The sequence below is a fragment of the Enterococcus sp. C53 genome (assembly GCF_040887425.1).
Lineage (GTDB): Bacteria > Bacillota > Bacilli > Lactobacillales > Enterococcaceae > Enterococcus_B > Enterococcus_B hirae.
The window spans coordinates 130,131-142,850 of sequence record NZ_JBFOFT010000006.1 but is presented as its reverse complement, the minus strand read 5'-3'; the positions used below and the strand labels follow the sequence as shown (position 1 = coordinate 142,850).

The 12,720-nt window shown below is 36.8% G+C and carries 6 protein-coding genes; 4 read left to right on the top strand and 2 right to left on the bottom strand.

Annotated features, from left to right (window positions below; translation table 11 throughout):
- Nucleotides 1–162: 162 nt before the first annotated feature.
- On the bottom strand, nucleotides 163–1,614 hold the full coding sequence (gene cls / locus AB3I42_RS09275) for a cardiolipin synthase (RefSeq protein ID WP_368022454.1): 1,452 nt from the start codon (nucleotides 1,612–1,614) through the stop codon (nucleotides 163–165).
- Nucleotides 1,615–1,964: 350 nt separating this feature from the next.
- Here cls and AB3I42_RS09270 point away from each other — a divergent pair, with 350 nt between their 5' ends.
- The 3 genes from AB3I42_RS09270 to AB3I42_RS09260 all read left to right on the top strand — a co-directional run bounded on the left by AB3I42_RS09270 (nucleotide 1,965) and on the right by AB3I42_RS09260 (nucleotide 8,609).
- A complete protein-coding gene (locus AB3I42_RS09270; RefSeq protein ID WP_010719606.1) occupies nucleotides 1,965–4,631 on the top strand; it encodes a cation-translocating P-type ATPase in 2,667 nt (888 codons plus the stop codon).
- A gap of 384 nt (nucleotides 4,632–5,015) precedes the next feature.
- Nucleotides 5,016–5,744 carry a class I SAM-dependent methyltransferase gene (locus AB3I42_RS09265; RefSeq protein ID WP_034867499.1) on the top strand — a complete coding sequence of 243 codons (729 nt, stop codon included), beginning with the start codon at nucleotides 5,016–5,018 and terminating at the stop codon, nucleotides 5,742–5,744.
- A 639-nt stretch (nucleotides 5,745–6,383) separates the two neighbouring features.
- Nucleotides 6,384–8,609, top strand: a complete 2,226-nt coding sequence (locus tag AB3I42_RS09260) for a putative mucin/carbohydrate-binding domain-containing protein (protein ID WP_228012152.1) — start codon at nucleotides 6,384–6,386, stop codon at nucleotides 8,607–8,609.
- A 207-nt stretch (nucleotides 8,610–8,816) separates the two neighbouring features.
- Here the strand turns inward: AB3I42_RS09260 and AB3I42_RS09255 are convergent, their stop codons facing one another.
- The gene (locus tag AB3I42_RS09255; protein ID WP_010737331.1) at nucleotides 8,817–9,968 is read right to left on the bottom strand and encodes a hydroxymethylglutaryl-CoA synthase; all 1,152 of its coding nucleotides are present in this window, start codon (nucleotides 9,966–9,968) and stop codon (nucleotides 8,817–8,819) included.
- A gap of 185 nt (nucleotides 9,969–10,153) precedes the next feature.
- Here AB3I42_RS09255 and AB3I42_RS09250 point away from each other — a divergent pair, with 185 nt between their 5' ends.
- Nucleotides 10,154–12,595 (top strand): hydroxymethylglutaryl-CoA reductase, degradative, encoded by a 2,442-nt coding sequence (locus AB3I42_RS09250; RefSeq protein ID WP_010737332.1) that lies wholly within the window; start codon nucleotides 10,154–10,156, stop codon nucleotides 12,593–12,595.
- The last annotated feature ends 125 nt before the right edge of the window (nucleotides 12,596–12,720 follow it).

The window sequence follows — 12,720 nt, the reverse complement described above, 5'->3', positions numbered from 1 at the left end:
CGCTAGCAATTTTCGACGTTTCCTAATAAGCAATAGTTAAACATAAAGAAATAAGCCGAGAAATCCAGAAACAAAAAATGTTTCTGAAGCTCTTGGCTTTTTTTGTGGCTCAAGGAAAAAACACTAGTTTCTCATGTTTTGTAAGTCTTTCCTGCGTATGATTTATAAGATAGGTGAAAACAAACGAGAAATTTGTTGTTTGAATAACAACCAGCCAGACATTTCTTTGACTGTTTCTGTGGTCATCGGTGTACATTGTTTTTCATCTTGTAAAAATTGATCTGCTAACTGGGTTAAAAAGGCTGGATCATAAATGACAGCACTGGTTTCGAAGTTCAACCGATAACTTCGAACATCTTGATTGGCAGAGCCGACCATACAAATTTCATCATCCATGATCAATGTTTTCGCATGTAAAAAACCATTCTCATAAACCAAGATTTGAACGTTTTCTTTGATCAATTGACGTGCATAATATTGGGTTGCTCGGTAAATAAACGGATGATCAGGTTTATTAGGAATCATGATCTTGACTTCTACGCCAGAAGAAGCGGCAATTTTTAAGGCAGCGATCACACTTTCATCTGGAACCAGGTAAGGTGTTTGAATCCATACCCGTTTTTTAGCAGCTGTGATCAATTTAATAAAGGATAATTTAATTTGTTCACGTTCGTTGTTAGGACCACTTGATACTAGTTGAATCGAAGTATTTTCATGCTTGTCGTCTTTCCCAAGTTCTTTTTGAAAAAAGTAATCAAGATGATAGGCAACCTTCTTTTGTCCGGGTACTGAAACATTCCAATCCGTTAGAAAACGTAGCTGTAATAATGAAGCAGCAGCGCCATAGATTCGAATATGAGTATCACGCCAATAACCAAACTTTTTGGTTGGATTGACATATTGATTGGCGATGTTAAAGCCACCGGTATAGCCGATTTTACCATCGATCACGACGATTTTACGATGGTCGTGATAATTTAAGCGGAATCGAAGTAATGCTCTTTGTGACGTGACGAATGTGTGGACGTGACCACCATTTTGGATCAAACGGTTAAAGTCTTTCGGTTTAGTGCCGTGTGAGCCAAACGCATCATATAATAAGCGGACTTCAACCCCTTCAGCAGCTTTTTCTTCAAGTAATGTCAAGATTTGTTGTCCGATGTTGTCCGTGACGAATGCATAATATTCGATATGAATCGAATGCTTTGCCTGCCGAATATCACTTAATAGAGAAGTTAATTTTTGTTGACCATCTGTTAATAAAGTGACGGAATTACGTCGGGTTAATGGCATGCGATTCAAAGAAGAGAATAAGTCAACAAATTGTTGATGCTCTTCATTATCCATGACGGGATCATAGTGATCGATAGTATCTCCTTTGAAATCTTGAAAATTTTCTAGTTCTTTCAAGTCGCTTTGTCTCAAATAAAATTTTTTCTTATCAGTCAATCCGCGACCGAAGAAGAGATATAGAATAAATCCAAGACCTGGAAGAGCAAATAGTACGAGCAACCACGCCCAGATTGCAGCTACGTCACGAGGTTTGATTAAAATAGTTACTAAAGCAATTAGTGCATTGATGAAATAAAGGATCGTGAGAATAGTGATAACCAAAATAGCTTCCTCCTTATTTAGAATAACAAACAGTATTATATCATGAGAATCCTTAGAATCCTAAATTTGAAGTTGCAGAGATTATAAAGTGGTTTGAAAAAATAAAGAACCACAAGGCAAAGTGGTTGCAATTTTCTATTCATTCATGTAGGATAAGAATATAGTTGAATATCTCCTTAGGGGAGTAACCGACAACGTTTGTTGTGATAATATCAACAGTAAGTTAACCATTTGGTTTTCTGGTATTGTATGAAATGGTGAGACCTAAGACAAATCCGCATTTGTCTTAGGTCTCTTTTTTTTCAGTCAGAAAACTTTTTGGTAACGAAAAACAAAATGGGGGATGGAATTTGGAAAACAAAGAACAGGCTCAGCAAGTTGTCTATAAAGAACCAATTGACTCGCTGATGCAAAAAACACAGAGCTCAATCGATGGTTTGAGTACATCACAAGCAAAAGAAAAGTTAGAAAGAGACGGATTGAATCAGTTAAAAGAAGCACCTAAGAAGCCAACGTGGAAATTGTTTTTAGAAACTTTTAAAGATGCAATGGTTATTGTCTTATTGATTGTCGCTTTGATTCAAATGGTCATGGGAGATTATATCGAATTTTTCGTTATTTTTGCCGTATTGATGTTGAACTCCGTGATTAGTGTGATCCAAACGAAGAAAGCAGAAGGTTCTTTAGAGGCATTGAAAAATCTTTCTGCACCTGATGCACGTGTGATTCGTGATGGAAAAGAAAAAACGATCCCTGCGAATGAACTGGTTGTAGGAGATATCGTTTTATTGGAAGCGGGAGATTATGTCCCTGCCGATGGTCGGTTGTTAGAAGCTGGATCATTGAAAGTGGATGAAGGGATGCTAACTGGTGAATCGACAGCATCGGAAAAAGAAGTAACTGATATTAGTCAGACAGTGCCGATTGGTGATCGTATCAACATGGTATTTAGTGGAACAATCATTACTTATGGTCGTGGGAAATTCTTAGTTACCGCTACTGGAAATAACACAGAAATCGGTGAGGTGGCAGGGTTACTTGAATCAACAACTGAACAAGTAACACCACTACAGCGTGGATTAGATAAATTTAGTAAGAAGTTAAGTTTAGCGATTTTAGCTTTATCGTTAGTTATTTTAGGTATCCAATTGTTCCGAATCTATCTTGGCGGAGGCACAGGTGATTTAACTGCTGATATCGTTAGTGCAGTAATGTTTGCAGTCGCTGTTGCGGTTGCTGCCATCCCAGAAGCATTACAATCAATCGTAACGATCGTTTTATCCTTGGGAACCAATAAAATGGCGAAGCGACATGCCATTATCCGAAAATTACCAGCAGTGGAAACACTGGGTTCGACTAGTATTATTTGTACAGATAAAACTGGGACATTGACCCAAAATAAGATGACGGTAGTTGATTATTATCTAGCGAATGGTTCGACTGGAGATTTTACCGATGATCCAAAAAAATGGACAGACGATGAAAGACGCTTGATTGAAATCAGTGTATTAGCCAATGATGCTTCCATCAGTGAAGATGGTACGAAACTTGGAGATCCGACAGAGGTAGCGTTTATTGATTTTAGTGAAAAATTGAATCAACCGTATCAAGAAATCCGTAACAACTATCCAAGAAAAGCTGAATTACCATTTGATTCTGACCGAAAATTAATGTCGACTGCTCATAACATTGATCAGGGACACTATCTTTTTGTTAAAGGTGGACCAGATATCGTGTTTGCTCGCAGTAAAAAGGTCTTGCTAAATGGTGAAGTTGTACCAATGACAGAGGAATTGATGAAACAATTCAAAGAACAAAATGAAGCTTTCTCAAACAAGGCATTGCGTGTTTTAGCCTTTGCTTATCGCCCAATTGAAAGTCCAGAGTTGTCATTTGAAGATGAAAATGACTTGATTCTAGTTGGATTACTTGCCATGATCGATCCTCCAAGAGCAGAAGTCACACAAGCAGTTAAAGAAGCTCGAAGCGCTGGAATTAAAACAATTATGATCACTGGAGACCACAAAACGACTGCTGTTGCGATCGCGAAAGAAATTGGGATCTTTGCAGAAGGAGATCAAGCACTTACAGGGACAGAGTTAGATGAATTGACCGAAGATCAATTAAACGAAGTCTTGGAAAAAGTGACTGTATACGCACGTGTATCTCCTGAAAACAAGATCCGAATCGTACGTGCATGGCAAACAAAAGGACACATTTCTGCGATGACAGGCGATGGTGTTAATGATGCTCCGGCCCTGAAACAAGCGGATATCGGTATTGCCATGGGTACGGGTACGGATGTATCGAAAGATGCGGCAGCGATGGTCTTGACCGATGATAACTTTGCTTCAATCGTTAGTGCCGTAGAAGTAGGACGTAATGTTTTTGATAATATCAAAAAGGCGATTGCCTATTTATTCTCTGGAAACTTAGGTGCGATCATTGCGATTGTCTTCGCTTTAGTTGCTGATTGGTCCAATCCATTTACAGCATTACAATTATTGTTTATCAACTTAGTCAACGACTCATTACCAGCGATTGCTTTAGGAACAGAAAAAGCCGAACCAGCTACAATGAAACGTCCACCAAGAGATCCAAATTCAGGAATCTTTACCGATAAAACATTGATCTCGGTTACTTATCGAGGCGTATTAATCGGTATCGCAGTCATTTTTGCGCAATGGTTAGGAATGCAACATTCACCAGAATTTGGCGTAGCAATGTCGTTTTCTACATTGATCTGGTGTCGAACATTACAAACATTCCCTGCGCGTTCTAACACACAAACAGCGATCCAAGCAGGTTTCTTCGCAAATCGAAGCGTATTGTTAGCTGTTGTAGTATGTAGTGCATTGTATTGCTTGACGATGATCCCAGGCTTGAAAGAAGTCTTTTCAATTCCAGCAGCATTTGGTTTGACAGAAGTCTTTACGTCAATCGGGATTGCCTTAGTAACAATCATTTTAATGGAAATCACAAAACTGATCCTTGTACACGTACAAAAAGAGAAATAAAAAGGAATACCTGGGATAATTTTTTGATGTGCTATTCAAAAGTTAATAGCAGAGTATTTCACCAACTGGCTGGTATGGCTTCGGGATTCAACCGAATGTATACCAGCCAGTTTTTTGTTCAATGACATCTTTATTCTTTACTTGATGATAGCTGTCTAATATACATAGTGAAGAACTATATCGGTAATTTAAAAATTTGGCTCTGATGAGATAGAAAGAAAGGAAAACACATGTGAATCATGTATAATGAAAGGACAGAAATTTTAAAAATAATTATTTCGATAAGCCTAAGAGCAGGTAGGTTTTGGTTATGAATTAGTCAGTATATTATTTATTCCGAAAAGTGAAAAAGCGATATAAAAATAGAGAAATAGAGGAATGAAAATGAACGAAGAAGAATGGGACGCCTTTGCAAGCGATTACTACATGAATCAAAAAGAATCAGACAAAACAATTGTCCGAGATGTCATTGAATATCTAAAAAAAGAAGCTGCATTACCAACTGAGAAAATAGTGGATGTAGCAGGTGGCGCTGGACGCTATCTAGCGATGTCAAAAGAAGCAACTACATATGAATTGATAGATTTTTCGGATGAAATGTTGAAGTTTGCTACTGAAGAAGCAGCTAGATTGGGGAGGGAAAACATTCATCTAACGAAACAGACTTTTTCTGAATTTCTGGAAAATGGAAAAACGTATGATTTTATTTTCTCTGCTTCTAATCCGGCTTTAGACGATTCCGTAAAGTTAAGTAGAATGTTAACAAAGATGAAAAAATATTGTGTCATCCTAAGAGTTGTCTCTTCTAAAGAAGATCTGTTTACATCGTTGGAAAAAAAATTAGGAATTTTCGAAGAAGATGCTGTGACTTCACCAGTAATAATGGATCAATTGGAAACTTATTTAAAAGATGAAGAATGGTCCTATAAAAGAAAAGAATTTACGTATACGTTTAAAGAAGAAATTACGGAAGATTTTATGAGAGCTTATTATCAAGAATATCTAGAAGAAACAATTTTTAAAGAGTATATTCAAAAATATTTTGACCCAAAAGAAAAAATTGTTAGTACAACGATGTTGACCTATCGGCTACTACTAATCAAGAAGGAGTGACCCCAAATGGGCATGACTAGTTTTGTTTACTCTAAGAATATAGAGAAAAACGATTTATCTCTTAGGACGGATTGACGAGGAATGACTTTTTGAACACCGTTTATCCGTCTTTAGAGATATGATGAGAAGAGACTGAGCCAATCTGATATGCTCCCCCCTATATAGGACACTGAAATATAAAAGTCCTGTATAGGGAGAGCATATCACAACTTGCCTCAGTCTTTTTTTGTTGTGGCTAATGGAGTAATCGAAAATCAACGTAAAAGAAAAAACACTTATATTTGCTTGTGTCTTAACAATTCACTCTAAGAAATCGACCTAAAACTATTTTTTGACTATTGGTTATCTTTCTAAAATAATAAACGAAGAAAAATGAGTTGTCAGATATATTGGCCTTATGTTTTCTTAACTGTTTTAAATCATTTTTATTATTTTATAAAATAACAAATCGTTGAAATGTTTGTTTTAGAAAATTATAGCTTGCATCTTAATTATTTCTTTAAAAAAATAGTTTAATTGAAGTGAAAGTATAATTTTTATTGTGATTGTTGACTATTTTATTTATACTTAAATGTATACGATTGCTTTGTTTGATTAAATGGCAATTTGTATAAAATTACATAACAGGAGGTTTTTTGTTTGAAAAAGATTTTTTTGATATGGTTATCAGTGTTGTTTTTTGGTTGTTTGTTTTCTACGAATGTTCAGGCGCAAGAGGTAATTAAAAAAGAGATTTTTAGTATTCCTGAACCAACTTGGATCTTCAATGCAGGGATGGATAAAGGAAAAAATCATGATCGCCAGGATTTAGGATTTATCTTGTCCGAAAATGTTGAATTGAGGATTAGACAAACAAATAAACAATTCAAAAATAAATTAAGATTGAGATTGTTAGGTAATGCTTCAAGTATCGAAAAAAGTATCTTAGTTGGTTCAGAATGGGTAAGTATAAGTGCAGATGATCCTTTGGTTCCGTTTATTGATACGCCATATGGAGAAGAAGCTGCTCAGATTGAATATGAAATCGTCACTTCTGAAAATATTAAACCATTACCAGTTTATAATTATCATGGAGACGATACTATGTTTCTTTCAATGTGGGACAAGTTCGATGCTGAATATGCTTTGATTAAAGGACCAGATTTTCAATTGCTTGTTCCTAAAAATGATAAAGAAAAAGTAAGAAACTTGAAAGATTACCGTTCCTTAGATGAATTGATCGAACACTACATCGAATTGTTTGGTTACTATAATCAAATCGCTGGTTTTGATAACTCGTCTAAAGAAAATCAAAATGGAGTGAACCGTTTTTTCTTTAAAGCAGATAAAAACGGACGTGGCGGTGCTTATTATTCCTCAGAATGGGCAGCAAATAGCTATAGCACAGTCGAGTGCTGGTTAACTGAAGACAGTTGGAAAGTGTTGCATGAAATTGGTCATGGCTATCAAGCTGGTTTTGATGGAGTTGGAATGTATACGGGAGAAATATCAAATAATTTGTTTGGTGTTCAGTATGAGTACAATATCCTATTTGGAAAAGAAGCAGATAAAAAAGGCGGGCTATTTGAAGGGAAAAAAGATACAGTAGAAAGAAGTATGTATGAACATATGATCTACGAAAAACGTACATATGCTGAGGCTAAAGCCAACGAAAAACTAATTTTATTAGCGATGTTGAAACAAAAAGCTGGAGATGAGGCTTTTGCTAAAATGTACCAAGAATATCGTAAAATAGCTAATCAATCAGATTTCGTCCGTGAAGATCATACCTTACCTGATTTAATGAATCGTATCTATAGTGAAAATAGTCAACTAGATTTTTCAGGTGTTTTAGAGAAATGGGGATTGACGCTTGATCAAGTACAAGTTCAAAAAAATCGTGAGCATGGTTATCCGGCAGTCGCTTCTTTAGCTGATGTCGTACCAGAAAGTGAGTTGGCACGTGCGCGTGAATTAGTCGACCCATCTTATTTGATCAATTCTAATTTTGAGATGGTGCAAAATAAGGAGATTGCTGCGCTAAATCTAAAAGGTGATCTTACGATTGAATTAAGTTTGAAAGATTTAAACCTATTAAAAGGTACCAAAATAACTTTAAAAGATGGAGCGAAAGAAATAGCTACTCAAGAAATCACTGGAGGAGTAGTCACTTTTAAAAACATTCCTAATGGCATCTATTGTGCAGAATTCTCTGGAAATCAAATGATGTATTTCATCCCACAGAATAGTTATGTTTACGTGAAAGAAGTAACAAATCATGCGGTTATTACGTTGGACGAAGTAAAAGATAGCCAAGTCATTGATTTTCATGGAGTGAATGACAGGAAGTTTGGCTCATTTACATTTAGAACAAACAAGAACAGTGATACTCAAGAAGCAATTGTTTCAGTTACGCATTCGAGACCTCATTATCGTTATGAGAATGAAACTTATGTAAAAGTAATGGTCAAAAGTAGTACAGGAGAACTGAAATACGAAAAAACGATCGAAGGCATAGAGTCTGTTACTGGTGAAGAAAATGTATCATTGAAAATAGGTGATATCGTTGAAATTTATCATGCAGAACCTAAAAACCGCTTCATTTCTTCAGAAGGGATCGTTGATACTACGCAATCGACCAATCGTTGGGTAGTAACCCAATTTGGATTAGAAAACCTAGCTTTGAAAAATGATGCCAAAGAGGATCTCAAAAAAAGAATTACGTCATTAGCCACTCAACTTTGGGATAAAGAGTTAGTCAATCCGGTTCCAAGTGACCGATCACCAGAAAAGAAATTGTTATGGGTGATGATGGATCAAACAACATTAAAAGAAAAATCAGAATATCAAATTTTATATTATATACTATTCAAAAAATGGTTCTAAATATCAAGAAGCATCATATAGTTTATGAAATAGGATAGAAAATCAAATAGCGACTTACAGTTATTTATTGTCACAACAATGTTGACAAAAGTAATTGCAAGCCGCTATTTTTTGTTTTACTGCTTTTTGTAGCTATATGTCAAAAGTTGCTTTTTTGCAAACATTTTTGATTACCTATTAAATCAATCAGGCAGTTGTCTCATAGGATTACTTGTAGTAACGAATATCATTTTCAACTTTATAGATTGAAAATGGTACATCGGAAGAATATTCGGCTGTTTCCCCATGTTCAGGTAATTTTTCCTTGAAGATTGTTTCATATTGATCGACTGTGACAGCTTCTCTACCTTCTAACATTTCTTGATGTAGTTCAGTCAATAGGAAATCTTGATAGCCGTCTTGTAAGTAACCTGTGAAAAATTCACTGACAGCACCCGAACCATAGCTGAATAAGCCAATTCGATCACCTGATTTTAACACTTGTGAGTTTTCTAAAAGAGAAATCAATCCTAGATAAAGAGAACCAGTATAAAGGTTACCAATTCGCCGACTATAACGAATACTTTCTTCATAGCGAGTCAATAAGCGATTTTGTGTTTTTTCATCTGTCTGATCCAAGACACTTTGTAAGGCTTTTTTCCCCATTTTTGTGTAAGGAATGTGAAAACTTAGCGCATCATAGTCTTCTAAAGTAAATCCTGTTACCTCTTTATGTCGATTCCAAACTTTTTGAAAAGATTCGATATAAGTGGAGTTGGATAAAGGACCATCAACCACTGGGTATTGCGCATAATCAGGACGCCAAAAATCATAAATATCTTCGGTTAAGAAAGTACTATCGTCTTCGATAGTGATGATTCGTGGATCTTTGGTAACCATCATAGCGACAGCACCCACACCTTGTGTCACTTCTCCACCACTAGCTAGACCATAACGGGCGATGTCACTAGCGATCACTAAAACTTTTCGATCTGGATGATTTTTTACATATTCTTTTGCCATGTGGAGAGCAGCAGTTCCACCATAACAAGCTTCTTTTACTTCAAACGAACGAGCAAAAGGTTGGACTTTCAATAAATGATGGATAATTACAGCACTCGCCTTTGAATGATCGATGCCAGATTCCGTTCCTACGATAACCATATCGATCAGCTCGCGATCTTCATTTGTGACGATCCTAGTAGCTGCATTTGCTCCTAAAGTCACGATATCTTCTGACACTCGGTTGATGGCCATTTGATCTTGGCCAATACCGATATGGTATTTAGCAGGATCATCTCCCCGACGTTCAGCTAACTCTGTCATATCTAAATATAAATTTGGAATAAAAAAGGAAAGACGATCAATCCCTACTTTCATTTCAACACCTCTTTACTCATGATAAAAAAACTTACTTTACTAAAGTATCATAAAAAGATTAAAAGAAATATAAAAAAGCGAATATTTAAGGATTTGTAAAATTTATTCCTAGATTTTTTTGAAGCTGTAGTGAGGTATTTGTTTTTAGCATAAACAATGGTATATTTTTCTAGGAGGTGACTGACTTGAAGGAAGTCGTTATTATAGATGCTGCGAGAACGCCAATTGGAAAGTATCGTGGCAGTTTAAGCAGTTTTTCTGCTGTAGAATTAGGAACAATCATTACAAAAGAACTGTTAGAAAAAACAGGTATCCATAAAGAAAACATCAATCAAGTAATATTTGGAAATGTATTACAAGCGGGGAATGGTCAGAATGTTGCCAGACAAATTTCTGTCAATAGTGGGATCCCTGTTCAGGTTCCTGCCATGACAGTCAACGAAGTATGTGGCTCAGGAATGAAGGCGGTTATTTTGGCTCGCCAATTGATTCAGTTAGGTGAAGCTGATCTAGTAGTCGCAGGAGGCACTGAAAGCATGTCACGTGCGCCACTGCTTCAGCAATATGAAGCAGAAAATGCAACTTATGAAGAGCCGATCTCAAGTATGGTCAATGATGGGCTGACAGATGCGTTCTCAAATGCACATATGGGCTTAACTGCTGAAAAAGTAGCGAACGAATTTTCCGTTACGAGAACAGAACAAGATCAATATGCGCTCAACTCACAAAAAAAAGCAGCTCAAGCTAGTGAAAACGGGGTATTTGAAGCAGAAATTATTCCCGTTACTTTACCTGATCAAAGAATCATGGATAAAGACGAAGCCATCCGAGGGAATAGTACACTGGAAAAATTAGGGACTTTGAAAACTGTTTTTTCCGAAAATGGGACTGTGACAGCAGGGAATGCTTCTCCGTTAAATGATGGAGCATCGGTATTGATTTTAGCTTCAAAAGAATATGCGATCAAACATGGGCTTCCTTATCTTGCAACGATCAAGGCTGTTTCTGAAATTGGGATTGATCCGAGCATTATGGGAATTGCACCTATCTCAGCAATCCAAACATTATTGAAAAAAGCAGAAATTTCTATTGATCAAATCGATCGTTTTGAGATCAACGAAGCATTTGCGGCTTCATCGATCGTGGTCAATCGCAACTTAAAACTAGCTGAAGAAAAAGTCAATGTAGATGGTGGTGCCATCGCACTCGGTCATCCGATTGGTGCAAGTGGTGCTCGTATTTTGACAACATTAAGTTATGGCTTGAAACGAATGAACCAACAATATGGTGTGGCTTCTTTATGTATTGGTGGAGGCTTAGGACTAGCCATGTTACTTGAAGCAAATCTAGAAACGGAACAATCAAGTGACCAAAAAAAAAAGTTTTATCAACTGACGCCTGAACAACGTCGGAGTCAGTTGGTTAGTGAAGGAATCATCAGTCAATCACAAGCTGATGAATTAAAAGTAGGAACACTCTCTGAAGAAGTAGCCAATCATTTGATTGAAAATCAAATCAGTCAAGTTGAGATTCCTCTAGGGATTGCACCTAATTTTCAAATCAATGGAATCAAAAGGCAAGTACCGATGGCGACAGAAGAACCGTCTGTAATTGCTGCAGCCAGTAACGGTGCAAAAATATGTGGAGACATTACAGCAATTACACCACAACGCCTGATGCGTGGTCAGATTGTACTATCAGGGGAACTGGATAATCGAGGTATAACTGATGCTGTCATCGCCAGACAAGATGAACTACTAGCATGTGCGAATGCAAGTTATCCCTCGATCGTGAGACGTGGTGGTGGAGTGCAGGAAATCGCAACAAGAAACTTTAAGGGTAATAATTTGGATTACTTATCGATCGATTTCTTGGTTGATGTAAAAGATGCGATGGGAGCTAATATCATCAACGCTATCTTAGAAGGTGTTGCCCAGAAAATACGTTCCTGGTTTCCTAAAGAAGAGATTTTATTTAGTATTTTAAGCAATTTCGCAACAGAATCATTAGTAACAGCTAGTTGTGAGATTCCCTTCGAGCGATTGGGAAAAACGATTGAAGCAGGAAAGAGAATTGCTGAAAAAATCCAACAAGCTTCCGAGTATGCTAAATTAGATGTTTATCGGGCAGCAACACATAATAAAGGGATCATGAATGGCATCGAAGCTGTCATTCTTGCTACTGGAAACGATACGAGAGCTTGTGCAGCTGCCGTTCATGCGTATGCTGCGAAAGATGGTGCTTACCAAGGCCTGTCAGACTGGCAAATGATTGGAGATAAGTTAATTGGACAATTAACGGTACCTTTGGCAGTGGCAACAGTTGGAGGAGCTTCTAGGATTCTTCCAAAAGCAAAGATTGCACTAGACATGTTGAAGATTGAATCAGCAAAAGAATTAGCTCAAATCATTGCTGCCGTCGGTTTAGCACAAAATTTAGCTGCTTTGCGGGCATTAGTGACAGACGGTATCCAAAAGGGGCATATGTCGCTTCAAGCTAGAGCCTTAGCGATCACAGTCGGGGCACAAGGAACTGAAATTGAACAAGTCGCTGAATTTCTAAGAAAAGCCGAAGGAATGAATCAGGACGTAGCTAGAAAATTTTTGATGCAATTACGTAAAAAATAAGTATTTATAAAAAAGAGAGACTGATTGGGATAACAGCAGAATGGATAAAAAGCTACTATATATTTATTATATTTATTCATATTATTCCTAGTCAAAAGCTCTCTTTTTTTGCTAATTGCCGGTAA